Source organism: Nocardioides sp. J9, assembly GCF_007829375.1.
Lineage (GTDB): Bacteria > Actinomycetota > Actinomycetes > Propionibacteriales > Nocardioidaceae > Nocardioides.
On sequence record NZ_VLJQ01000110.1, the window covers coordinates 77,899 to 101,724 of the forward strand.

The window sequence follows — 23,826 nt, forward strand, 5'->3', positions numbered from 1 at the left end:
CTCCCGCAGCACCTCGGAGACCCAGGCCTCCTTCTCCCGCGCCCGCTCCTGCGGGTCGAGGCCGTCACGGTGGACCGGCTCCCGCTCCCAGAACAGGCAGGTCCGGCACGGCGCGTCGAGGGCGTCGAGGAGGTCGAGGGTCAGCGGAACCGTCGTCCGGGCCACGCCCCGATGATAGGACCGCCCGGCCCGGCACCGCTGCTTACGCCAGGCGATTTGTCGACATGTCGCCTCGTCGACAAGGTGACAGGTCGACAGCCGTACGGCGGCCTACTTGCCCTGCTCCCGCTTGGCCGCGCGCTTCGCGGCCCGGGCGCGGAGCTCGGCCTTGTCGAGCTCGTCGGCCTCCTCCGGCGTGGGCGCGGAACCACCGAAGCGGGCGGGGATCCACCACGAGCCCGGCTTCTTCTCGTCCTCGGGGTACTCCGCGATCGCCTCGTCGAGCATCTGCTGCATCGCGGCACGCAGCTCGGCGGTCTCCGCGGCGACGTCCTCGCCGGTGGGGTACATCGGCTCTCCGACCTTCACCAGGATCGTCTTGGGCGAGCGGGAGAAGTCCTTCTCGTGGTCCTTGGTCATCAGCCGGTGGGCGCCCCACACGATGACCGGGATGAGCGGTACGCCGGCGTCGGCCGCGATCCGGGCGGCACCGGACTTGAGCTCCTTGATCTCGAAGGAGCGGGAGATGGTGGCCTCGGGGTAGATCCCGACGACCTCGCCGGCCTGGAGGTAGGCCAGCGCGTCCTTCATCGACTGCACGCCCGAGGAGCGGTCGACGCGGATGTGGTGGAAGGAGCGGAGCAGGTGCCCGACGCCGGGCTTGTCCATCATCTCCTTCTTGATCATGAACCGGACCAGGCGCTTCTGCGGCTCGGCGCCCGCACCGGCGTAGATGAAGTCGATGTAGCCGGTGTGGTTGATCGCGAGCAGGGCGCCGCCCTTGCGGGGGATCGACTCCGAGCCGGTCACCACCACGCGCTGGCGCATGGCCTTGAAGAGGACCTTGGCGGCGACGATGACGGGCGGGTAGGTGATGTCGAGCACCGGAGAAGTCTCGCAGCCCGGCCCGTGCCCGCGCGACCTGGTCCGGATCCGCGGGCGCCCGCTCAGCGCCGGGTGGCGAGGAAGTCCGCGATCCGCCCGATGGCCTCCTCGAGCATGTCCACGTCCGGCAGCGTCACGAGCCGGAAGTGGTCGGGGGCGAACCAGTTGAAGCCGGTGCCGTGGGTGACGAGGATCTTCTTCGCCCGCAGCAGCTCGATGACGAACTGCTCGTCGTCGTCGATCGCGTAGACCTCGGGGTCCAGGCGCGGGAAGCAGTAGAGCGCGCCCTTCGGGCGTACCGAGCTGACCCCGGGGATCTCGTTGAGGAGCCGGTCGGCGAGCATCGCCTGCTCGTAGAAGCGACCACCGGGGACGATGAGCTCGTTGATCGACTGGTAGCCGCCGAGGGCGGTCTGGATCGCGTGCTGGGCGGGCACGTTGGCGCACATCCGCATGTTGGAGAGCAGGGTGAGGCCCTCGAGGAAGTCCTCGGCGAGCTCCTTGGGCCCGGAGACCATCACCCAGCCGGCGCGGTAGCCGCAGACCCGGTAGGCCTTGGACAGGCCGCTGAAGGTGAGGCACAGGACGTCGTTGCCTGCAGCGGCCGCCGCGTGGTGGTGCACCGCGTCGTCGAAGAGGATCTTCTCGTAGATCTCGTCGGAGAAGACGACCAGGTTGTGGCGCCGGGCGATGTCGACGAGCTTCTCGACCATCTCCTTGCTGTAGACGGCACCGGTCGGGTTGTTCGGGTTGATGATCACCAGGCCGTGGGTGTTCTCGGTGATCTTGGACTCGATGTCCTCGAGGTCCGGCATCCAGCCGTTCTCCTCGTCGCACCGGTAGTGCACCGGGGTCCCGCCGGACAGCGACACGGCGCCGGTCCACAGCGGGTAGTCCGGCGCGGGCACGAGGATCTCGTTGCCGTCATCGAGGAACGCCTGGAGGACCATCGAGATCATCTCGGACACGCCGTTGCCGATGAAGACGTCCTCGACGGCCGTCTCCTTCAGCCCCCGCGACTGGTAGTACTGCGCCACGGCCGTGCGCGCCGAGTAGATGCCGCGCGAGTCGCTGTAGCCCTGGGCATCGGGGAGGTTGTGCACCATGTCGGCGACGATCGCCTCCGGAGCCTCGAAGCCGAACGGAGCCGGGTTCCCGATGTTCAGCTTGAGGATCTTGTGGCCCTCGGCCTCGAGGCGCTGGGCCTCGACGAGGATGGGGCCCCGGACGTCGTAGCGAACGTTGGAGAGCTTCTTGCTCTGGCGGATCTGGCGCACGGGCGCCATTCTCGCAGGCCGCCGCCACCCGTTTTCCCGCGGTGCAGCACCACCCGGCGCCCGCGCCTCCCCGCTCACACCATGTTTCACGGGAAACATCTGGTGACTCGTGGGAGACAAGTGGCTAGAGCGACAAGTCGCCATGTCGACAAATGGGCCTGTTCCGCCCGCCTGCTGGCGCTCGTCACACCTCAACCACCGGGAGCACGGCGTCAGACGGCGACCAAATGCCGCTGGTTGAGGTGCGAGGCGCCCCGGCGCCGAGCCTCGAAACCTGCAGCCCACCCGACGGACTCTCGCGGGCGCAGTGCGCCAGACAGGTTCAGACGACCTTGTCGTTCCTGTTCCTAGGGTCGATGAGGTCGACGATGCGCTGCAGGTCCCCGGTGTTGGCGAACTCGATGGAGATCTTGCCCTTGGCCTTGCCGAGGTCGATCTTCACCCGGGTCTCCAGCCGGTCGCCGAGCCGTTCGGAGAGCTCGGCGAGGCCGGGCGCCTTCGGCTTGGGGCGCGACGTGCGCTTCGGGGCGACCTCGCCGTCGCCGACGGCGACGATCTCCTCCAGGCCGCGCACCGAGATGCCCTCGGCGACGACGCGCTGGGCCAGCCGGTCCTGCTGGTCGGCGTCGGGCACGGCCAGCAGCGCGCGGGCGTGACCGGCCGAGAGCACGCCGGCGGCGACGCGGCGCTGGACCGCGGGGGAGAGCTTGAGCAGGCGCAGCGTGTTGCTGATCTGCGGGCGCGAGCGGCCGATGCGCTGGGCGAGCTCGTCGTGCGTGCAGGAGAAGTCCTCGAGCAGCTGCTGGTAGGCGGCGGCCTCCTCGAGCGGATTGAGGTTGCTGCGGTGCAGGTTCTCCAGGAGGGCGTCCCGGAGCATGTCGGTGTCGTCGGTCTCGCGGACGATCGCAGGGATCGTGGAGAGGCCGGCCGCCTGGGTGGCGCGCCAGCGGCGCTCGCCCATGACCAGCTCGTAGTCCTCGGGGCCGGTCTTGCGGACGACGACGGGCTGGAGGAGTCCGATCTCCTTGATGGAGTGGACCAGCTCGGCCATCGCCTCCTCGTCGAAGACCGTCCGCGGGTTGACGGCGTTCGGCCGGATGCGCTCGACGGGCAGCTCGGCGAAGAAGGCACCTTCGACGGGCGCCAGACCCGAATCGGCGCCCTGAGGGCCGTTCCCGGCGCCGGTGGACCCCAGGTCCACCGAGGCGCTGGAAGGCGCTCCAGCGGCGTCGTCCGAATTCTGGTCGCTCTGGTTGACAGCCGCGCCGTTCCCCGACTCATTTCCGGCGGGCGCCGGCGGCGTCGGGGGAGCGGTCGGGATGAGCGATCCGAGACCGCGGCCGAGGCCGCGACGGGGGGCGTTCACAGGTGGGCTCCTCGGGTGACGATCTCGCGCGCCGCCTCGAGGTAGCTCAGCGCGCCCGGCGATCCGGGATCGTAGGTCATCACCGTCTGGCCGTACGACGGTGCCTCCGACACCCGGACCGAGCGGGGGATGGCGGTGCTCAGCACCTGATCACCGAAGTGCTCGCGGACCTCCGCGGCGACGCCTGCGGCCAGTCGGGTGCGTGCGTCGAACATGGTCAGCACGATGGTGGAGACGGCCAGCTCGGGGTTGAGGTGGGCGCGCACCATGTCGACGGTGGCGAGCAGCTGCCCGAGGCCCTCGAGGGCGTAGTACTCCGCCTGGATCGGGATCAGCATCTCCGCGCCCGCAACGAGGGCGTTGAGCGTCAGCAGGCCGAGCGAGGGCGGGCAGTCGATGAACACGTAGTCGAAGCGCTCCTCGCCGGCGGTGTCCGCCGACCCGATCCGCGGGTGGGCGTCGAGAGCGCGCTTGAGCCGCTGCTCGCGGGCCACCACGCTCACCAGCTCGATCTCCGCTCCCGCCAGGTCGATCGTCGCCGGCACGACCCACAAGCCTGCGGCATCGGGGCACGGCTGCGCGATGTCGACGATGGCGGCGCCGTCCACGAGCAGCTCGTAGGTGGACGGGGTGCCCTGGTGGTGCTCGATGTTGAGCGCCGTCGACGCGTTGCCCTGCGGGTCGAGGTCGATGACCAGCACCCGCTGGCCCAACTGGGTGAGCGCCGCCGCGAGGTTGACCGTGGAGGTCGTCTTGCCGACCCCGCCCTTCTGGTTGGCCACCACGAAGACGCGCGTCTCGGACGGCCGAGCGAGCTGCTCCTGGGGAATGCCGGCCCGCACCATGACCGTGGCCTGCGCAGCACGCGCGAGCGGGGTCGATGCGTCGTCGAACCCGGCAGCCCGTTCCGCGAGCTGGGCCGCGGTCATCACGCCACCCGCGACGGGCGGCTTGGCGGCAGTGTCGGTTTCACGTGAAACACCGGACTCCGTCGGGCCCTCCGGCGTCGACGTTTCACGTGAAACCTCGCCTTCCGAGGACGAAGCACCAGTGGACGGAGCCTGTGGATAACCGGGGGCGTTCTGTGGATGCTCACGCTCAGCACCCCCACCCTGATCGGTGGAAAACCCGCCAGGGGCCTCGGCGTCGGTCACGACTTCCTCCTCTTGTTCCTGCCACGGGAAGGGCGCGGTGCCCGGGCACCACGCTGCGGCCGGGACGGCAACGATACGCGGGCCGGGTCGGCCCACGTCACCCGCACGACGCGGATCGGGCTCACGTCGGACAACGCCTCGTCCTCACCCAGGGTCACGACCTCCGGGGCGGCACAACCGAGGCGTGTGAGAACCGCCGCAGCGGCCTCGACCTCCTCGGGTGCCGAGCTTCCCTTCATCGCGACGAGGGCACCCTCCGGGGCGACCAGCGGCATCGACCACTCGAGCAGGCGGTCGAGCGGCGCCACGGCGCGGGAGGTGACGACGTCGAAGACGGCATGTCCGTGGAGGGCGTCAGCACGGCCCCGGACCACGACCACGTTGGTCAGCCCGAGGCTGGCGACGGCTTCCTCCAGGAAGGTGGTCCGCCGCAGCAGCGGCTCCACCAGGGTGATCTGGACGTCCGGGCGGGCGATCGCCAGGACGACGCCGGGGAGCCCGGCTCCCGACCCGATGTCGGCCACGCGCGCGTCCGGCGGGATCGCGGGGGCCAGCAGGGCACAGTTGAGGACGTGGCGCTCCCAGAGGCGGGGCGCTTCACGGGGTCCGATGAGGCCGCGCACCACCCCGTCGGTGGCGAGCAGCTCGGCGTACGCGACGGCGGTGTCCACCCGGTCCGCCGGGAAGAGTGCAGCGACGGACGCCGGGGGAGGGGGCAGCGTGCTGTCGTGGTCGGTCATGGGCACCCCCCAGCAGCAACCACCCCCGGGCCTGCCGGATCCAGCGGATCCGGAGACACCGGGGGTGTGCGTCGGTCGTGATGTTTCACGTGAAACGTCGGCGACGGAGCAGGACGCTCAGGCGTCCGCCGGCAGGACGACGACGTAGCGTCGCGGCTCCACGCCCGCCGACTCCGAGCGCAGACCCGCGGCGGCCACCGCGTCGTGGACGATCTTGCGCTCGAACGGCGACATCGGCTCCAGCGACACGGGCTCGCCGGACTCGGCAACCTGCGCGGCGGTCTCGGCGCCGAGCTGGGTCAGTCGGGACCGCTTGTCGGCGCGGAAGCCCGAGATGTCGAGCATCAGGCGCGAGCGCTCACCGGTCTCGCGGTAGACCGCGAGGCGGGTCAGCTCCTGGAGCGCCTCGAGCACCTTGCCGTCGCGGCCGACGAGCTGGGTCAGCTCGGCGCCGACGATGGACACGGCGGCCCGGTCGGCCTCCACGTCGATGTCGAGGTCGCCGTCGAGGTCGGCGATGTCGAGGAGCTCCTCGAGGTAGTCGGCCGCGATGTCGCCCTCCTGCTCGAGGCGGGCGATCTTGTCGGTGCCGCCGGCGGGCGCGTCGGTCCCTGCCTCGGGGGCGTCGACGGGGTTCTCCTCGGTCACGGACGCGGTCTCGGTCTCGGCGCTCACTTGCTGTCTCCCTCGTTCGTGGTGTCGTTGCTGGCGCCGCGGGCGGTGCCGCCGGCGCCTGGCTTGCTCTTGCGCTGCGAACGCGTCTGCCGCTTCGGCTGCTGCCGGGCCGCGGGGCGTCGCTCGTCGGCGGGCGCCTCGGTCACGACCTCGGCCTCGGCGGCGGGGTGGCCGTGCTTGGCGGCCTTCGCGCGGTCACGCTCCTGCTTGGCCTTGAAGGCCGGCGTGCCGGGCGCGGGGTTGTTGCGGATGACGTAGAACTGCTGGCCCATGGTCCACAGGTTCGAGGTGGTCCAGTAGAGGAGGACACCGATCGGGAACGCGACACCGCCGAGGCCGAAGGCCACCGGGAGGATGTAGAGCAGCATCTTCTGCTGCTGGGCGTACGGGCCGCTCATCGCCTCGGCCGGCATGTTCTTGGCCATCAGCTGGCGCTGCGTGGTGAAGGTGGTCGCCGTCATCGCGAGCACGAGGACCAGCGCGACGATCATGACGACGCCGTGCGGCTCGGGGCCCCACGTACGGGCACCCCAGAAGGAGTCGGCCAGCGGGATCGCGCCGAAGACCTCGGACTGGCCGAACTGGTCGGCCCGCTTCGCGTCGAGGAAGCCGTGCGCCTTGCCGCTGCGCGCCGCCTGGTCGAGCAGGCGGAACAGCGCGAAGAAGATCGGCATCTGCAGCAGGATCGGCAGGCAGGAGGCGAACGGGTTGGTGCCCGCCTCCTTGTAGAGCTTCATCGTCTCCTCGGCCAGCTTCTGCCGGTCGTGGCCGTACTTCTTCTGCAGCTCCTTCACCTTGGGCTGCAGCAGCTGCATGTTGCGGCTGGACTTGATCTGCTTGACGAACAGCGGGATCAGCGCCGCGCGGATGACGAGCGTGAGGCCGATGATCGACAGCGCCCAGGACAGGCCGCCCGCCGGGTCGAGGCCGATCGCGCTGAGCAGCTCGTGCCAGCCGATGAGCACCGCCGAGATGATGTAGTACAGCGGCACCATGATGAAGTGGCCGATGTCGCCGATGAAACCCACTAGTGGTTCTCTCCTTGGCTGAGGTGACCGCCGGCGGTCGCCGGCAGAAGTTCGGTGTCGCGCTCCGCTGCGTCCCAGGTGGCGGGGGAGCGGTCACGGCGCGGCGGGACGTGGTCGACGCCGCCGGGCGACCACGGGTGGCAGCGCAGCAGACGCCGTGCGGCGAGCCAGGTGCCCTTGATCGCGCCGTGCACGCGCAGCGCCTCGACGGCGTACGCGGAGCAGGAGGGGTAGTAGCGGCAGGTCGGGCCGAGGAGCGGGCTGACGAGCAGCTGGTACGCACGGATCAGCCCGATCAGCAGCCACTTCATCGCGGCACCCCGGCCTCGGGACGGCCGGCCTTCTCGGTGACCCGCTGCAGGCAGTGGTCCAGGTCGGCGACGAGCTGGGGGTACGGCGTCGCCGCGGCCGCGGGCTGGGCACGGACCACGAGGACCGACCCGGCGGGCAGCGCGTCGACGCGCTCGCGCACCGCGTGGCGCAGCCGGCGCTTCACCCGGTTCCGCACGACCGCCGTGCCGACGGCCTTGCTGACGACGAAGCCGACCAGCGTCGGGTGTCCGTCCCCGGGCATGCCGACGACCTGTTGCCCAGCTGGGGGCAACAGGTGCGTGACGACGGTGCGGGCACCGGCTCGATGGCCCCGTCGGCTGGCGGCCCGGAATCCTTCGGGGTCCGTCAGACGGTTGCCGGCGGCGAGCATCGGTCAGCCCCGCGGGTTCCGCCGAGCGGACACCCCCGGACCTGCCCGGCCTCAGACAGCGAGGCTCGAGCGACCCTTCCGGCGGCGGTTGGCCAGGATGGCGCGGCCGGCGCGGGTGCGCATCCGCAGTCGGAAGCCGTGCGTCTTGTGACGACGACGGTTGTTCGGCTGGTACGTCCGCTTGCTCACGAGTCGGCCTCTCAGGTCAGGTTCGGGAAGGGTCGCGCGGCAGCCTGCGAGCGACTCCGGTCGGGAGTCGTGAGGCCTGTCGGCCGGCACCGCGCAGCCACGATCGATCGCCTCCGCACGGCTGTGCGGGGGTGGTCATTCGTGGACATGCGGCACCGGTCGACCCCGGTTGACCAATCAACGGTACGCGGAGCGCGGATCGGGGGTCAAACCGGCGCGCCTCCGGCCACGCACGGCCGGGGTGGCGCATGATCCGCCCCTTCGTCCGGGCCCGGCGGCCCGTCGACCTACCCGATTCTTGCCGATGCGGCACCGACCTGTGGATAGCGGGTTGATCCACAGGCCCGTCGGCAGTTAGGTTCGGGCGATCCGGGATTCCCCGCCGGTCCCCCGCAACACCGGACGGCCGTCCGCGCCGATCAGCTCCCAGGCCCTCTTCTCGGGCCGCTGACCTGCGCAAACGTGGCCGGACGGACGTTTCGGAACGGCCTCGGTCGACCGCCGCGACGGCGGTGATGCAATTGTTCACACCCTGTGGACAAAGTTGTGGAGCCAGACCAGGGCCCCGATCCGGACAGACGACAGCGAGAGGTGTGAGGCGTGACCGGCAACCCCGATCAGCCCCCGGCCACCGACGAGACCCCGGAGTCGCCCATCGCGCGACTCGAGCGGGAGTGGGCCGCCGTGGTCGGCGAGCTCCAGGCGCACCAACGCGCCTGGCTCCAGGCCAGCAAGCCGGTCACCCTGCACGGGACGACCGCGATCGTCGCCGTGCCCGACGACTTCACCCGCAAGCGCCTCGAGGGTCGCCTGCGCGGCCAGCTCGAGGACACCCTCACCGAGCGCTTCGGCCACGAGGTGCAGCTCGCGGTCACCGTCGACAGCTCCCTCCAGCACTCGCTGACCCCCAACCTCGACGGCGGGTACGACGACGTGCCGGTCGACCAGGGCGCCCCGCTGGCCTCCGACCCGGGTGCGCACCACCCCGGCAGTCAGCCGGGCATGGTCGACATGTCGACAAAGCAACAGATCGACTCCTCGACGCAGGACCGCACCACGCCGGCCTTCGACGAGGGCTACCCCGCCGCGGACCGGCCGACGATCCTCCCGGCCCCGGGCGCCAGCCCGCCGGTGACCGGCGAGTCGCGGCTCAACCCGAAGTACACCTTCGAGACCTTCGTCATCGGCTCGTCCAACCGCTTCCCGCACGCCGCGGCCGTCGCGGTCAGCGAGGCGCCGGGCAAGAGCTACAACCCGCTCCTCATCTACGGCGAGTCCGGGCTGGGCAAGACCCACCTGCTGCACGCGATCGGCCACTACGTGCGCACGATCTACGCCGGCTCCAAGGTGCGCTACGTCTCCAGCGAGGAGTTCACCAACGAGTTCATCAACGCGATCCGCGACGACCGGCAGGACCGGTTCAAGCGGAAGTACCGCGAGGTGGACGTGCTCCTCATCGACGACATCCAGTTCCTGGCGGGGAAGACCCAGACCCAGGAGGAGTTCTTCCACACCTTCAACACGCTCCACAACGCCAACAAGCAGATCGTGCTGACGTCCGACCGTCCGCCGAAGCTGCTCGAGGCGCTCGAGGACCGGCTGCGCAACCGGTTCGAGTGGGGCCTGATCACCGACGTCCAGGCACCGGACCTCGAGACCCGCATCGCGATCCTGCGCAAGAAGGCCGCGATGGACCGCCTCACGGCCCCCTCGGACGTGCTGGAGTTCATCGCCAGCAAGATCCAGACCAACATCCGCGAGCTCGAGGGCGCCCTGATCCGGGTCACCGCCTTCGCCAACCTCAACCGCCAGGACGTCGACATGACGCTGGCCGAGATCGTCCTCAAGGACCTCATCCCCGAGGGCGGCGAGCCGGAGATCACCGCGCCGCTGATCATCGCCCAGACCGCGGCGTACTTCGGCCTCACCATCGAGGAGCTCACCGGCCCCAGCCGCGGGCGCCACCTGGTGATGGCGCGCCAGATCGCGATGTACCTGTGCCGCGAGCTCACCGGCCTGTCGCTGCCGAAGATCGGCGCGCAGTTCGGCAACCGCGACCACACGACCGTCATGTACGCCGAGCGCAAGATCAACCAGCTGCTCGGCGAGCGGCGCGCGGTGTTCAACCAGGTCAGCGAGCTGACCAACCGCGTCAAGATGCAGGCTCGGCAGGGCTGATTGCGCAAGCGCGTACCGACGCCTGCCCACCCACGAGGTGGTCGGGCGCCGGAGGCGCCGTACGGCCGGTCCCTGTGGCGGCAAGTCGGGTCGCCGCCGGCGTCCGGAGGCCACACCAAGCCACCGTTCGAGGGTGGACGTCGGCGACGGCGCGCTCTGCAGCCGCCACAGGGAACCGGACGGCAGGCGCCGCAGGCGCCCGACCACCGACCCTCCGACAACAGGCGTCGGCACGCCTCGCCGCCATCCCGACCGACCCCGACCAACACGGACCGACACCGAACGACACTGATTTCTTGTCGTACGAGCCTGTGGAGAAAGGGGTGAAAACTGTGCGAACTACACGGGGAGGATTCCGTGGAGTCTGCAGCTCGGGCGTCCACACGCTGTGGTTCCTCCCCAGCCCGACCAGGTTCACCACGACGGCCGCCCACAGGTCATCCACGGGGGCATCGGCCGCTGACCTGCGATGACGCGAGTTCTCCACAGTTTCCACCGGACCTATGACCACTCCGAATTCATCCACGGATCGATCGATCGCGGAACTCCTCCCGGGCCCCGACCTGTGGAACGACACGACCTCGCAGACCCTCGACCTCGACAGGCAGTGCCGCCCTCACGGACGACGTGGCAGGATGCAACCCCACACGTGCGCTCGCTGTCGTTGCTGAGCGCCGGCCCACCCGATCCCAGTGATGAGGTACGACGAACGTGAAGTTCCGTGTCGACCGCGATGTGCTCGCCGACGCCGTGGCCTGGGCCGCGCGCAGCCTGCCCGTCCGCCCCAGCGCGCCGGTCCTGGCCGGGCTGCTGATCGAGGCCAGTGACGAGGGCCTGGTGCTCTCCACGTTCGACTACGAGACGTCCGCACGCGCCACGCTCGCCGCCGAGGTGCACGACGAGGGCAAGGCCCTGGTCAGCGGCCGGCTGCTGTCCGACATCTGCCGCAGCCTGCCGAACAAGCCGGTCGAGCTCACCCTCGACGGTGCCCGCGTCTCGCTGACCTGCGGCTCCTCGCGCTTCTCGCTGCAGACCATGCCGGTCGAGGACTACCCGACGATCCCGGAGATGCCGGCCGCGACCGGCACCGTTGCCAGCGACGCGTTCGCCCACGCCGTCGCCCAGGCGGTCACCGCCGCCGGCCGCGACGACATGCTCCCGGTGCTCACCGGTGTGCGGATCGAGATCGAGGGCGACACCATCGCGCTGCTCGCCACCGACCGCTTCCGCCTCTCCCAGCGTGAGCTCACCTGGAACCCCGGCACCCCCGACGCCTCGCTCGCCGCGCTCGTCCCGGCGAAGGTGCTCGGCGACACCGCCAAGTCGCTCACCGCCGGCCCCGAGGTCACGATCGCGCTCTCCGCGTCCGGCTCCGGCGACGGCATCATCGGCTTCGAGGGCACCGGCCCCGGCGGCGTGCGTCGTACGACGACCCGACTCCTCGACGGCGAGTTCCCCAAGGTCCGCAGCCTGTTCCCGACCGAGAAGCTCACGACCGCGAAGATCGACCGCGCCGAGCTCATCGAGTCGGTCAAGCGCGTCTCGCTCGTCGCCGACCGCAACACCGCGGTCCAGCTGAGCTTCCGCGACGGCACCCTGATCCTCGACGCCGGATCCGGCGACGACGCGCAGGCCTCGGAGTCGGTCGCCGCGCAGATCGAGGGCGAGGACCTGGTCACCGGCTTCAACCCGACCTTCCTGCTCGACGGCCTCGGCGCCATCGACGAGCCGGTCGTGGAGCTCGCGTTCACCCAGGCCTCCAAGCCGGTCGTGATCAGCGGCACCGGCGAGGAATCCGGCGAGCAGGGCGGGTCGTTCCGCTACCTGCTCATGCCGCGCCGCCTGCTCAGCTGACTGCGCGAGCGTGTGCGCAGCAGCAGAAGATGCTGCTCTACATCTCCCGCTCGAGACGCGCGATGGGCGACTCCGTGGTCTCCCACCCGCTGGTCTGGCTACGAGGCGCCGACCGTCGGACTCTGCCGGCCACAGCCCGCCATCCAGGCCCGGAGGTTTCGAGGCTCCTCGCTAGCGCTCGTCGCACCTCAACCACCGGGAGCCAGCCCCCACCCACCCGCCGACCGCCGCTGGTTGAGGTGCGAGGCCGCCCGCGGCCGAGCCTCGAAACCAGTGGCCTCGCTGCACCCGACGGCGCCCGGCACAGCCTGCGGCGCAGGGCGCCACGCTGCCGCGCCGCGGTTGCCCCCGGCAGGTGGCACAGTCCGCCCGGCGGCCAGACGGACGTAACGCCCGGGCGCCGGCCCAGCGGGCGCGGGCATGTCGTGCTTCGGGGCTGCGGGCTAGGCTCGCGGCATGCACATCGGACTCGTCGGACTCGGCAAGATGGGTGGCAACATGCGCACCCGGCTCCGCAACGCCGGGCACACCGTCGTCGGCTACGACCGCAACCCGGACCTCTCCGACGTCGACAGCCTCGCGGCCATGGTGGAGGCGCTGCCCTCGCCGAAGGTCGTGTGGGTGATGGTGCCCGCCGGCGAGGCCACCCGCTCGACCATCGCGGACCTCAGGGAGCTGCTCGGCGAGGGTGACCTGGTCGTCGACGGCGGCAACTCCAAGTACACCGACGACGCCGAGAACGCCGCGTCGCTCGCGGAGAAGGGCATCGGCTTCGTCGACTGCGGCGTCTCCGGCGGGGTGTGGGGCCTGGAGAACGGCTACGCGCTGATGTACGGCGGCGCGGTGGCGGACATCGAGAAGGTCCAGCCGGCCTTCGACGCGCTCAAGCCCGAGGAGGGCGGGGCGGTGCACGCGGGCACCACGCCCGGCGCCGGCCACTTCGCCAAGATGGTCCACAACGGCATCGAGTACGCGATGATGCAGGCCTACGCCGAGGGCTGGGAGCTGCTCGAGAAGGTCGACATCGTCGACAACGTCCCGGCGATCTTCGACTCCTGGCGCCACGGCACCGTCATCCGGTCCTGGCTGCTCGACCTGCTCACCGAGGCGATCGAGGAGGACGAGCACCTCGACGCGCTGCGCGGCTACGCCGAGGACTCCGGCGAGGGCCGGTGGACCGTCCAGGCGGCGATCGACCACGCCGTACCCATGCACGTCATCGCCTCCTCGCTGTTCGCGCGGTTCACCTCGCGCCAGGACGACAGCCCGGCGATGAAGGCCATCGCCGCGATGCGCCGACAGTTCGGCGGCCACGCCGTGCAGACCGAGCCGCCCCCGGGCGGCGAGGCGAACCCCGACGTGTGAGCGGGTCCGTTCACGCCCGCCTCCGGCGCCGGGGGATGATGGTCGGGTGCACGTCGCGCACCTGACCCTCCACGACTTCCGCTCCTACGCGGACGTCGACGTCGCGCTGGACGCGGGGGTCACGGCGTTCGTCGGCAGCAACGGCCAGGGCAAGACCAACCTGGTCGAGGCGATCGACTACCTGTCGCGGCTCTCCTCGCACCGGGTCGCGACCGACGCGCCGCTCATCCGCGCCGGCGCGGAGCAGGCGATCGTGCGCGCGGCGGTGGTGCGTGACGGCCGGACCGCGATCCTCGAGGTCGAGCTCAACGCCGGCCGCGCCAACCGCGCACGCGTCAACCGCTCGCCGCTGCCGCGCACCCGCGACCTCGCCGGCCTGGTGCGCACCGTGGTGTTCAGCCCCGAGGACCTCGCCCTGGTCAAGGGGGATCCGGCGCAGCGGCGTCGCTTCCTCGACGACCTGCTCGTGCTGCGCACCCCGCGCTATGCGGGGGTGATCGCCGACCACGACCGGGTGCTGCGCCAGCGCAACACCCTCCTGAAGACGCTGTACGCCGCCCGCGGCTCCAGCCGCGACGCCGCCCTCGCCACGCTCGCGGTGTGGGACGACCACCTGGTCGCCACCGGCACCGAGCTGCTGGTGGCCCGTGAGCAGCTGGTCACCGACCTGGCGCCGTACCTCGGCAAGGCCTACGAGGCCGTCGCCCGCGGGGCGAGCCGCGACGACGCCCGCATCGAGTACTCCTCGACCGTGCCGCCGGTGGAGCCGGACACCGACCCCGAGGGCGGGCGCGACCCGCGCTCCCTGCGCGCGGAGGTGTTCCGCGCCGAGCTGGCGCGCCGGCAGTCCGACGAGATCCAGCGCGGAGTCACCCTGGTGGGGCCGCACCGCGACGACCTGCTGCTGACCCTCGGCCCCGGCGACGAGAACCGGCTGCCGGTGAAGGGCTACGCCAGCCACGGGGAGTCGTGGTCCTTCGCGCTGGCGCTGCGCCTGGCGTCGTACGACCTGCTCCGGGCCGACGGCGACGACCCGATCCTCGTCCTCGACGACGTCTTCGCCGAGCTCGACGCCGACCGGCGCGAGCAGCTGGCCGCGCTGGTGGCGGGCGCCGAGCAGGTGCTGGTCACCGCCGCGGTCGCCGCCGACGTGCCGGAGGCCCTGCGCGGGGCGACCTTCCACGTCGCCGCGGGGGAGGTGACCCGTGCCTGAGGCACCCGAGCCGGGCGACGACGCCACGCCGGCCACCCCCGACGCCGAACCGGAGCCGGAGCACCGTCCCGACGGCCTCGACCTGGCCCGCTCACTCACCCTCGGCACCGCCGCCGCGGGTACGACGCCCGCGAAGCGCCGCCTCCCGCGCAGCTCGGACGGCCGGACATCCGGCGTCCGGTCCGCCGGGCGCGGCCGCTCGAGCGGCCCGCAGTTCTCCGGGGCCCGCCCCGACGGGCGCGACCCGCAGGCGCTCGGGCCCGAGCTGGACCGGCTGGTCGACGCCCGTGGGTGGGCGCTCGACCTCCAGGTGCGGGGCGTCTTCGCCCGCTGGACCGAGATCGTCGGCGACGAGATCGGGGCGCACTCCACGCCGGAGACGCTGACCGACGGCACCCTGGTCGTCCGTACCGACTCCACGGCGTGGGCCACCCAGCTCAAGCTCTTCACCGCCACCCTCGTGCAGCGGCTCAACGCCGAGCTGGGCGACGGGACGGTCACCCTCGTCGAGGTGCTCGGCCCGCACGCGCCGTCGTGGAAGCACGGCCGGCGCGGCATCCGCGACGGCCGCGGGCCGCGCGACACCTACGGCTGAGCAGCGCCGGTGCGCAGCCGCGTGAACCGTTCCGGGGTGTCGCCGGCACAGGCAAAGGGCAGGTTTTTGCCCACGTCGGAGGTTTCGACCTCGCTACGATGCAGCATCGTTCGATGACTGACCTGATCGACCCTGATCGACCCTGATCGACATGGCGCACCAGACGCGCGCCTGGCAAGGAGACCAGCATGAGCAACTACCAGCCCCCGGCTCCTCCGCCGCCTCCCGGCGGTGGCGGCGGTTACGGCGCGCCGCCCCCGGCGGGTCCTCCGGGCGGTGGCTACGGCGGACCGCCTCCGGCCGGTCCTCCGGGCGGCGGCTTCGGCGGTCCCGGCCAGGCCCAGCCCTGGGACGTCGGCTCGGCGGTGAGCTACGGCTGGTCCAAGTTCCAGCAGAACATGGGCCAGATGATCCTCGCCGCGCTGGCGATCTTCGTCGGCGCCGTGGTCATCTACGCGATCGCATTCTTCGCGATCATCATCCCGGCGGGCGACTCGGACTACTCGTGCCGGTTCAACAGCGCCGGCGAGTACGTCTGCTCCGGCGACTCCGGCGGGCTCGGCATCATCGGCCTGATCGTGCTGGCCCTGCTGTACGTCGTGTTCTTCATCTACGCGCAGGTCATCGGCGCCGGCCTCATCCGCGAGGCGCTGGCCGTCACCGAGGGCCGCCCGTTCACGACCGCCGGCGTGTTCAAGTTCCAGAACATCGGCAACGTCATCGTCACCAGCCTGCTGGTCGGCGTCGGCACCTTCATCGGCACGATCCTGTGCGTGCTGCCGGGCATCATCTTCGCCTTCATGACGATGTTCAGCCTGTTCTTCGTGGTCGACAAGAACCTCTCGCCGGTCGACGCCATCAAGGCGAGCATCGACCTGGTGAAGAACAACGTCGGCTCGACGATCATCTGGTACCTCGTCGCCTACGTCATCGCGCTCGTCGGTGCGGTGCTGTGCGGCATCGGCCTGCTGGTCGCGATCCCGGTGATCCTGGTCGGCACCGCCTACACCTACAAGAAGCTCTCAGGCCAGCCGGTCGCTCCCTGATCGAGCCACCGCACGCCTGACGGCAGCACGTCCGGGCCGGTCCCCTCCGTGGGGGCCGGCCCGGCCGCTTTTCACGGCCGCGGACGTACCGACCCCCATCGGCCCCCCTGCTCGGCGCTCCGATCGCCGTTTGCGGGGCTTGTGCGCGATGTTTTCCCCGCTGGACGTCCCCCCGCAGGGCCCGGGTACGTGTCCTGAGGCCCTCAACGGGCTAGAATGGGTTCCTGGCCGGGACTGCGCCTCCGCGGCGCCTGACTCGGCCTTCGCCATGCCATCGGCAGTGGCGGACACACCCCGATGCAGAACAGAGGTCACCGCGTGTCGACAGACGACTTGGTCCCTGAGTACGACGCCTCCGCGATCCAGGTCCTCGAGGGACTCGAAGCGGTCCGCAAGCGCCCCGGCATGTACATCGGCTCGACCGGCGAGCGCGGCCTGCACCACCTCATCTGGGAGATCGTGGACAACGCGGTCGACGAGTCGCTCGCGGGCTACTGCGACACCATCAACGTGACCTTCAACGACGACGGCTCGGTCAGCGTGGAGGACAACGGGCGCGGCATCCCGACCGACACCGCGCCGGGCCAGGACCTGCCGGCCGCGACGCTGGCGCTGACGGTGCTGCACGCCGGCGGCAAGTTCGGCGGTGGCGGCTACAAGGTGTCCGGCGGCCTGCACGGCGTCGGCTCGTCGGTCGTGAACGCGCTGTCGACCCACCTGCGGATGGAGATCAAGAACCGCGGCCGGGTCTGGGAGCAGGAGTTCACCAAGGGCGTCCCGGACTACGACCTGCGCGAGGTCCGCCCGATGGAGGACGGCGAGCGCACGGGCACGACCATCACCTGGTGGGCCTCGCCCGAGGTCTTCGAGACCACCGAGTACAACCTCGAGACGGTCTCCGCCCGCTTCCGCGAGATGGCCTTCCTCAACAAGGGCCTCAAGATCGTCCTGCGTGACGCCCGGCCCAAGGCCGAGCAGGTCCTCGAGGCCGTCGAGGACGGCACCTCCGAGCTGAGCCAGGACACCCAGGAGCGCTTCCGCTCCGGCGAGATCCACGCCGTCGAGGGTGCCGACCACAAGGTCCTCGAGCAGGTCTTCCAGTTCGAGCGCGGCCTGGCCGACTACGTCGACTTCCTCAACCAGCGCAAGCAGCCGATCTCCCCGATCATCCCGTTCGAGGCCGAGACCGGTGCCGACGCGCCGAACTCGATGAGCCTCGAGGTCGCCATGCAGTGGCAGGCGTCGTCGTACAACGAGTCGGTCCACACCTTCGCCAACAACATCAACACCCCCGAGGGCGGCACGCACGAGGAGGGCTTCCGGGCGGCGCTCACCTCGCTGATCAACCGCTGGGGCGAGGAGTGGGGCCTGATCAAGAAGAAGGAGGACAGGCTCACCGGTGACGACATCCGTGAGGGCCTGACCGCCATCATCAGCCTCAAGATCTCCGAGCCGCAGTTCGAGGGCCAGACCAAGGCCAAGCTCGGCAACACCGAGGCCAAGGGCTTCGTGCAGTCGGTCGTCAACGACCAGCTCGGCGACTGGCTGGAGAAGAACCCGACCGAGGGCAAGGAGATCATCCGCAAGGCGCAGGCCGCGGCGACCGCGCGCATCGCGGCCCGCAAGGCGCGCGACCTCGCCCGCAACCGCAAGGGCCTGCTCGGCGGCGGCGGCCTGCCGGGCAAGCTGCGCGACTGCAGCTCGCGCGACCCGGAGGAGTGCGAGGTCTTCATCGTCGAGGGTGACTCCGCCGGCGGCTCGGCGGTCATGGGCCGCGACAACCGGATCCAGGCGATACTCCCGATCCGCGGCAAGATCCTCAACGTCGAGAAGGCCCGCATCGACAAGGTCCTGGCCAACCAGGAGGTCCAGGCGATCATCTCCGCACTGGGCACCGGCGTGCACGAGGAGTTCGACCTCGACAAGCTGCGCTACCACAAGATCGTGCTCATGGCCGACGCGGACGTCGACGGCCACCACATCAACACCCTGCTGCTGACCCTGCTCTTCCGGTTCATGCGCCCGCTGATCGAGGCCGGCCACGTCTACCTCGCCCAGCCGCCGCTCTACCGGATCAAGTGGAACAAGCCGGCCGAGCACGAGTACGTCTACTCCGACGCCGAGCGCGACGCCGTCATGCGTGACGGCCTCGAGCAGGGCAAGAAGCTCCCCAAGGAAGCTCCGATCCAGCGCTACAAGGGTCTGGGCGAGATGAACGCCGACGAGCTGTGGGAGACCACCCTCGACCCCGACCAGCGCGTGCTGCTGCAGGTGACCCTGGAGGACGCGGCGCAGGCCGACGAGATCTTCTCGATCCTCATGGGCGAGGACGTCGAGCAGCGCCGCTCCTTCATCCAGCGCAACGCCAAGGACGTCCGATTCCTCGATATCTAGGTCTCTAGCAACTTTCCTAGACATCGTTAGAACGAACCAGAGAGAGCAATCGTGAGCGAGACCCCCACCGAGGAGTTCCCGGGCTACGGCGGCCGGCGCATCCGCCCCGTCGACCTGCAGGAGTCGATGAAGCGCTCCTACATCGACTACGCGATGGCCGTCATCGTCGGCCGCGCCCTGCCCGACGTCCGCGACGGCCTCAAGCCGGTGCACCGTCGCGTGCTCTACGCGATGTACGACGGCGGCTACCGCCCCGACCGCGGCTTCAACAAGTGTGCGCGCGTCGTCGGCGACGTCATGGGTAACTACCACCCCCACGGCGACTCGGCGATCTACGACACCCTGGTCCGCCTCGCCCAGCCGTGGGTGATGCGCAACCCGCTCGTCGACGGCCAGGGCAACTTCGGCTCGCCGGGCAACGACCCCGCCGCGGCCATGCGGTACACCGAGTGCCGGATGGCGCCGCTGGCCATGGAGATGGTCCGCGACATCGACCGCGAGACGGTCGACATGACGCCGAACTACGACGGCAAGACCGAGGAGCCGACGATCCTGCCGGCCCGGTTCCCGAACCTGCTGGTCAACGGCTCGGCCGGCATCGCGGTCGGCATGGCGACCAACATCCCGCCGCACAACCTGCGCGAGGTCGCCGACGGCGCGATCTGGGCGCTCGAGCACCCCGACGCCACCCGCGAGGAGCTGCAGGATGCGCTCATCGAGCGGATCAAGGGCCCCGACTTCCCGAACGGCGCGCTCATCGTGGGCCGCGAGGGCATCGAGCAGGCCTACCGCACCGGCCGCGGCTCGATCACCCAGCGCGCGGTCATCGAGGTCGACGAGGACAAGTCGGGCCGCACCGTCCTGGTGATCACCGACCTGCCGTACATGGTCAACCCGGACAACCTGCTCATCAAGATCGCCGAGCTGGCCGACGCCGGCAAGGTGCAGGGCATCGCCGACGTCCGCAACGAGACGTCCTCGCGGGTGGGCCAGCGCATCGTGGTCGTGCTCAAGCGCGACGCTGTCGCCCGGGTCGTGCTCAACAACCTGCTCAAGCACACCGAGCTGCAGACCAACTTCTCCGCCAACATGCTGGCGCTGGTCGACGGCGTGCCGCGGACGCTGACCATCGACCAGTTCGTGACCAACTGGGTCGATCACCAGGTCGAGGTCATCCGCAGGCGCACCGAGTACCTCCTGCGCGAGGCCGAGGCCCGGGCCCACATCCTGCGCGGGCTCGTCAAGGCCCTCGACATGCTCGACGAGGTCATCGCCCTCATCCGGCGCTCGCCCGAGGTCGAGGACGCCCGCCGCGGCCTCATCGAGCTGCTCGACATCGACGAGCTGCAGGCCAACGCGATCCTCGACATGCAGCTGCGCCGCCTGGCGGCCCTCGAGCGGCAGAAGATCATCGACGAGCTCGCCAAGATCGAGGCCGAGATCGCCGACCTCAAGGACATCCTCGCCAACGTCAGCCGCCAGCGGCGGATCGTGGTCGAGGAGCTGCAGGGCATCGTCGAGAAGTACGGCGACGACCGTCGTACCCAGATCATCGCGGCCGCCGGCGACCTGTCGATGGAGGACCTGATCCCCGACGAGGACCAGGTCGTCTCGATCACCCGCGGTGGCTACGCCAAGCGGACCCGCGCCGACCAGTACCGCACCCAGAAGCGCGGTGGAAAGGGCGTGCGCGGCGCGACCCTGCGCGGCGACGACGTCGTGGACCACTTCATCTCCACGACCAGCCACCACTGGCTGCTGTTCTTCACCACCGCCGGGCGGGTCTACCGGACCAAGGTCTACAACCTGCCCGAGGCCGGCCGCGACGCGAAGGGCGGTCACGTCGCCGGCCTGCTGTCGTTCCAGCCGGACGAGGGCATCGCGCAGGTGCTGGCGATCCGCGACTACGAGCAGGCGCCCTACCTCGTCCTCGCGACGAAGAAGGGCCTGGTCAAGAAGACGCGTCTGGGCGACTACAACAGCCCGCGCCAGGCCGGTGTCATCGCGATCAACTTCAAGCACGACGACGACGAGCTGATCGGCGCCGAGCTGGTGGACAGCGAGGACGACATCCTGCTGATCTCCCGCAAGGGCCAGGCCCTGCGGTTCCGCGCCGATGACGACCAGCTGCGCCCGATGGGCCGCGCCACCGCCGGCGTCACGGGCATGAAGTTCCGCGACGGCGACTCGCTCCTGTCGATGTCGGTGGTCCGGGCCGGTGCGGAGAACCCGAACAACCCGCGCCAGTACGTCTTCACGATCACCGACGGCGGCTACGCGAAGCGCACCGAGCTCAAGCTCGACACCGACGGCCGGCCGACGTACCGCACCCAGACCCGTGGCGGCCTCGGCATCAAGGCGATGCAGCTGGAGAACGAGGAGCGCGGCGTGCTCGTCGGCGCGTTCATCGTCCAGGACGGCGACGAGGTCCTCTCGATCACCGCCAACGGCCAGGTCGTGCGCAGCCCGATCAACGACGACTTCCGGCCCACCGGACGCTCCACGCAGGGCGTGAAGTTCGTGTCCCCGAAGAAGGGCGACTCGGTCGCCGTCGTCGCCCGCTCGGTCGAGTCGAAGGACCCCGAGGAGGGCGAGGAGGGCTCGACGGAATCGCCCGATGAGGCCCCGGGTGCCACAATCGGAGGAACAGACGACGGGGCGGACGCCGCACAGCCCGGCAACGAGGCCGGCGAGGCGGGCACCGAGGCCGGTGGGGCGCCCGAACCCGGGGAGAGTGAGAGCTGATGACTGAGCGCGTCGAGGACACGACGGCGGTACGCCCGCCGCTGGAGGGGCCCATCGGCTCCCCGGTGACCCCGGCGCGCCCCGTCCAGGCCGGTCCCACGGTCAACCCGCCGGCGGGGGCGCCGCGTCCGCGCGCCCCCCGCCGGGCCCGGTTGCGGCTCACCCGCGTCGACCCCTGGTCGGTCATGAAGACGTCGTTCCTGCTCTCCATCGCCTTCGCGGTCGTCACCGTGGTCTCGGTCGCGATGGTCTGGCAGGTGCTCGGCGCCGCCGGCGTGTGGGAGTCGATCAACTCCACCATCCAGGAGAGCATCGGTGGCGAGGACGTCGCCGGCTTCCGGATCGAGGACTACGTCGGCACCAGCCGCGTGCTCGGGTTCACGATGCTCGTGGCCGCCATCGACGTCGTACTCATCACCGCGGCGGCGACCCTCATCGCCTTCCTCTACAACATGTCCGCCGCCCTGCTCGGCGGCATCGAGATCACCCTCGCCGAGGATGCCTGAGCGACGCTGTTCATTCACCGTGAATGAAGCAGCCTCGTTTTGTCGCTCCCGAACCTGCTCGGGTAAGGTTCCGTCTCGGCTTGCTGCCGCGGGGCTTCCACCCAGAGCGGCTCGCCACCCGGGCCTATAGCTCAGACGGTTAGAGCACCACACTGATAATGTGGGGGTCAGAGGTTCAAGTCCTCTTAGGCCCACCGGAAAGCCCCGGCCGCGACTCGCGGACCGGGGCTTCTTGGGAAGAACGGGAGTGTTGGCATGAAGAAGGTCCTCCTCGCGGCCCTCGCCGCAGTGGGCGTCGTCGTCGCCGGCAAGAAGCTCCAGGAGAGCAAGGCGGAGCAGGCCCTGTGGGCCGAGGCCACCGACAAGCTCCCGAAGAACTGAATCCCACCGGGGGTCCGCCGACCCCCACCACGGGGCCTTGGCGCAATTGGTAGCGCACCTGCTTTGCAAGCAGGGGGTTAGGGGTTCGAGTCCCCTAGGCTCCACTCAATGAAACCGCAGGTCAGCCTGCGGTTTCTGGCGTTTCAAGAGCGGTCGGGTTTGTCGCTCTCACGACTGAGTTCAAGGATGCCGGGTGGGTGTGAGCCGACCTGTCGTTCGACGTGGACGCGCTCGCATCACCGTTCGTCATTGCGGCTGACAAGTGTTCGCTGTTCGGTAGTGACCGAACACCAAAGCCTGGGCGAGGACGCGTCGTCGCACAGGTGCGCTTCTTCGCCCTGACTCTTCTCCGGCGAGCCTGGGGAGTACGTCAGTCGGAACTCGACGATTCGATCAGTTCGGTGTCCCCCATGGACGCAGGGGTCATTACTGCCACGTGGTCGAGCGCCTCGCCACGTCGTAGATCGTGTCGACCTGGTCCGGGGTAAGTCGGTGCGGTTGCGACAGCAGGTGGTTGCAGACACGTCGGCGCATCACGACGACGACGGCGCCGTCCTTGGGTTGAGCGCGGATCCTGAAGCCCTTCTGGGCTCCCATCACCGCGACGATGCCGGTGGCGGTGACCGGAAAGCCGGCTTGCTCGGTGAGAAGTAGCCCTGCCCTCTGGGCCTCGTGCCGGCTGTTGCGGATGTAGGGCACTCGCTGCCCGTTGACCATGAAGGTGTCACCGCCCACCCAGATCGAGGCGTGGGGATGATGCTTGGCGTTGATGGTGAAGACCCCGGCTGGACCGACGACCACGTGATCGATGTCCGAGCCGCGTTCGCCGACGCGTATCGCGTGCAGGACCCGCCACGCCGGTCCGAGGGCGAGGAGCTGCGCGGCGACGGCCTCCTCGCCCTCGGCACCGATCCGCCACGCGCGCTCCTCGGTGCGTGCCCCCACCAGGCGGGAGAGCACGTGCTTGAAGGGGCCCTGGGCCTCGCGCTCCGCCATCGCACGTTCGCGGGCAGCGGCGCCCGCGCGATTCTCGCTGAGGTCGTGCCAGGCGGGACGGGGAGGGGGAAGCGGTGCCGGCGGCGTTGGCGACGGTGACTCCACCGAGTGGTGGAGGTCGAGTGGGTTCGGTGAGGACGGCGCTGGTGGCGCCGTCGGCGTTCGCGCCGCCAGGTGGTCAGCGATCGCCCGCTGCAGCAACGGCACGTTCGACAGGTCATCGGAGTGATGACGCCCGGTCTTCACGTCGTAGTAGCCCAGCGCCGTCCCGCCCGGCGTCTCGGCGTAGAGCCGCTCGTGGCCGTAACGCGCCCACCGGCGCACGATCCACTCGGTCACGTCGGCTCACCTCCTCGCTCACCGAGGGTCGCACTGGA

At 70.3% G+C, this 23,826-nt stretch carries 21 protein-coding genes and 2 tRNA genes; 12 read left to right on the forward strand and 11 right to left on the reverse strand.

Annotated elements, in window-relative coordinates; translation table 11 throughout:
- Positions 1–270: 270 nt before the first annotated feature.
- The 10 genes from L615_RS19070 to rpmH all read right to left on the reverse strand — a co-directional run bounded on the left by L615_RS19070 (position 271) and on the right by rpmH (position 8,176).
- Positions 271–1,044 (reverse strand): 1-acyl-sn-glycerol-3-phosphate acyltransferase, encoded by a 774-nt coding sequence (locus L615_RS19070; protein ID WP_145726135.1) that lies wholly within the window; start codon positions 1,042–1,044, stop codon positions 271–273.
- Positions 1,045–1,106: 62 nt separating this feature from the next.
- Entirely contained in the window at positions 1,107–2,330 is a 1,224-nt protein-coding gene (locus tag L615_RS19075) for a pyridoxal phosphate-dependent aminotransferase (RefSeq protein ID WP_186449936.1), read from the reverse strand.
- A 313-nt stretch (positions 2,331–2,643) separates the two neighbouring features.
- The gene (locus L615_RS19080; RefSeq protein WP_145726137.1) at positions 2,644–3,687 is read right to left on the reverse strand and encodes a ParB/RepB/Spo0J family partition protein; all 1,044 of its coding nucleotides are present in this window, start codon (positions 3,685–3,687) and stop codon (positions 2,644–2,646) included.
- On the reverse strand, positions 3,684–4,616 hold the full coding sequence (locus L615_RS19085) for a ParA family protein (protein ID WP_084255169.1): 933 nt from the start codon (positions 4,614–4,616) through the stop codon (positions 3,684–3,686). Before L615_RS19085 ends, L615_RS19080 begins: the two co-directional genes overlap by 4 nt.
- Before the next feature lie 221 nt (positions 4,617–4,837).
- Positions 4,838–5,581 (reverse strand): 16S rRNA (guanine(527)-N(7))-methyltransferase RsmG, encoded by a 744-nt coding sequence (gene rsmG, locus L615_RS19090; protein WP_145726138.1) that lies wholly within the window; start codon positions 5,579–5,581, stop codon positions 4,838–4,840.
- Positions 5,582–5,698: 117 nt separating this feature from the next.
- Entirely contained in the window at positions 5,699–6,256 is a 558-nt protein-coding gene (locus L615_RS19095) for a R3H domain-containing nucleic acid-binding protein (protein ID WP_222430620.1), read from the reverse strand.
- Entirely contained in the window at positions 6,253–7,251 is a 999-nt protein-coding gene (gene yidC, locus L615_RS19100) for a membrane protein insertase YidC (RefSeq protein ID WP_396954777.1), read from the reverse strand. The genes L615_RS19095 and yidC overlap by 4 nt, the downstream gene beginning before the upstream one ends.
- A 32-nt stretch (positions 7,252–7,283) precedes the next feature.
- Positions 7,284–7,595: a membrane protein insertion efficiency factor YidD gene (yidD, locus tag L615_RS19105; protein ID WP_145726140.1), complete on the reverse strand. Its 312-nt coding sequence runs from the start codon at positions 7,593–7,595 to the stop codon at positions 7,284–7,286.
- A complete protein-coding gene (gene rnpA, locus L615_RS19110; RefSeq protein WP_028655853.1) occupies positions 7,592–7,987 on the reverse strand; it encodes a ribonuclease P protein component in 396 nt (131 codons plus the stop codon). Before rnpA ends, yidD begins: the two co-directional genes overlap by 4 nt.
- A 51-nt stretch (positions 7,988–8,038) precedes the next feature.
- On the reverse strand, positions 8,039–8,176 hold the full coding sequence (gene rpmH, locus L615_RS19115; protein WP_036517902.1) for a 50S ribosomal protein L34: 138 nt from the start codon (positions 8,174–8,176) through the stop codon (positions 8,039–8,041).
- A 600-nt stretch (positions 8,177–8,776) separates the two neighbouring features.
- Here rpmH and dnaA point away from each other — a divergent pair.
- The 12 genes from dnaA (at position 8,777) to L615_RS19170 (ending at position 22,557) form a co-directional block, all read left to right on the forward strand.
- Entirely contained in the window at positions 8,777–10,354 is a 1,578-nt protein-coding gene (gene dnaA, locus L615_RS19120) for a chromosomal replication initiator protein DnaA (protein ID WP_028655854.1), read from the forward strand.
- 711 nt (positions 10,355–11,065) lie between these two features.
- The gene (gene dnaN / locus L615_RS19125) at positions 11,066–12,208 is read left to right on the forward strand and encodes a DNA polymerase III subunit beta (protein ID WP_028655855.1); all 1,143 of its coding nucleotides are present in this window, start codon (positions 11,066–11,068) and stop codon (positions 12,206–12,208) included.
- Between the two features lie 456 nt (positions 12,209–12,664).
- A complete protein-coding gene (gene gnd, locus L615_RS19130) occupies positions 12,665–13,573 on the forward strand; it encodes a phosphogluconate dehydrogenase (NAD(+)-dependent, decarboxylating) (protein ID WP_036517904.1) in 909 nt (302 codons plus the stop codon).
- A gap of 46 nt (positions 13,574–13,619) precedes the next feature.
- Positions 13,620–14,786 carry a DNA replication/repair protein RecF gene (gene recF / locus L615_RS19135; RefSeq protein WP_145726141.1) on the forward strand — a complete coding sequence of 389 codons (1,167 nt, stop codon included), beginning with the start codon at positions 13,620–13,622 and terminating at the stop codon, positions 14,784–14,786.
- Entirely contained in the window at positions 14,779–15,381 is a 603-nt protein-coding gene (locus L615_RS19140) for a DUF721 domain-containing protein (RefSeq protein ID WP_028655857.1), read from the forward strand. The genes recF and L615_RS19140 overlap by 8 nt, the downstream gene beginning before the upstream one ends.
- A gap of 188 nt (positions 15,382–15,569) precedes the next feature.
- A complete protein-coding gene (locus L615_RS19145) occupies positions 15,570–16,427 on the forward strand; it encodes a hypothetical protein (RefSeq protein ID WP_145726142.1) in 858 nt (285 codons plus the stop codon).
- Positions 16,428–16,724: 297 nt separating this feature from the next.
- A complete protein-coding gene (gyrB, locus tag L615_RS19150) occupies positions 16,725–18,821 on the forward strand; it encodes a DNA topoisomerase (ATP-hydrolyzing) subunit B (protein ID WP_051485816.1) in 2,097 nt (698 codons plus the stop codon).
- 51 nt (positions 18,822–18,872) lie between these two features.
- Positions 18,873–21,566, forward strand: a complete 2,694-nt coding sequence (gyrA, locus tag L615_RS19155; protein WP_051485817.1) for a DNA gyrase subunit A — start codon at positions 18,873–18,875, stop codon at positions 21,564–21,566.
- A complete protein-coding gene (locus L615_RS19160; protein ID WP_028655863.1) occupies positions 21,566–22,072 on the forward strand; it encodes a DUF3566 domain-containing protein in 507 nt (168 codons plus the stop codon). The genes gyrA and L615_RS19160 overlap by 1 nt, the downstream gene beginning before the upstream one ends.
- 120 nt (positions 22,073–22,192) lie before the next feature.
- Positions 22,193–22,266, forward strand: a tRNA-Ile gene (locus L615_RS19165).
- Positions 22,267–22,327: 61 nt separating this feature from the next.
- Positions 22,328–22,453: a DLW-39 family protein gene (locus L615_RS23885; protein WP_222430621.1), complete on the forward strand. Its 126-nt coding sequence runs from the start codon at positions 22,328–22,330 to the stop codon at positions 22,451–22,453.
- Between the two features lie 31 nt (positions 22,454–22,484).
- Positions 22,485–22,557 (forward strand) — tRNA-Ala (locus L615_RS19170).
- Positions 22,558–22,879: 322 nt separating this feature from the next.
- Here L615_RS19170 and L615_RS23890 read toward each other — a convergent pair.
- A complete protein-coding gene (locus L615_RS23890; protein WP_222430622.1) occupies positions 22,880–23,788 on the reverse strand; it encodes a nuclease-related domain-containing protein in 909 nt (302 codons plus the stop codon).
- Positions 23,789–23,826 lie beyond the last annotated feature (38 nt).

Excerpts from the sequence above, each read along its gene's own strand:
- L615_RS19075 (WP_186449936.1), bottom strand. The coding sequence starts at position 2,330 with ATGGCGCCCGTGCGCCAGATCCGCCAGAGCAAGAAGCTCTCCAACGTT.
- L615_RS19085 (WP_084255169.1), bottom strand. The coding sequence starts at position 4,616 with ATGACCGCGGCCCAGCTCGCGGAACGGGCTGCCGGGTTCGACGACGCA.
- rsmG (WP_145726138.1), bottom strand. The coding sequence starts at position 5,581 with ATGACCGACCACGACAGCACGCTGCCCCCTCCCCCGGCGTCCGTCGCT.
- yidC (WP_396954777.1), bottom strand. The coding sequence starts at position 7,251 with ATGGTGCCGCTGTACTACATCATCTCGGCGGTGCTCATCGGCTGGCAC.
- yidD (WP_145726140.1), bottom strand. The coding sequence starts at position 7,595 with ATGAAGTGGCTGCTGATCGGGCTGATCCGTGCGTACCAGCTGCTCGTC.
- rnpA (WP_028655853.1), bottom strand. The coding sequence starts at position 7,987 with ATGCTCGCCGCCGGCAACCGTCTGACGGACCCCGAAGGATTCCGGGCC.
- gnd (WP_036517904.1), top strand. The coding sequence starts at position 12,665 with ATGCACATCGGACTCGTCGGACTCGGCAAGATGGGTGGCAACATGCGC.
- L615_RS19145 (WP_145726142.1), top strand. The coding sequence starts at position 15,570 with ATGAGCAACTACCAGCCCCCGGCTCCTCCGCCGCCTCCCGGCGGTGGC.
- gyrB (WP_051485816.1), top strand. The coding sequence starts at position 16,725 with ATGCAGAACAGAGGTCACCGCGTGTCGACAGACGACTTGGTCCCTGAG.
- L615_RS19160 (WP_028655863.1), top strand. The coding sequence starts at position 21,566 with ATGACTGAGCGCGTCGAGGACACGACGGCGGTACGCCCGCCGCTGGAG.
- L615_RS23885 (WP_222430621.1), top strand. The coding sequence starts at position 22,328 with ATGAAGAAGGTCCTCCTCGCGGCCCTCGCCGCAGTGGGCGTCGTCGTC.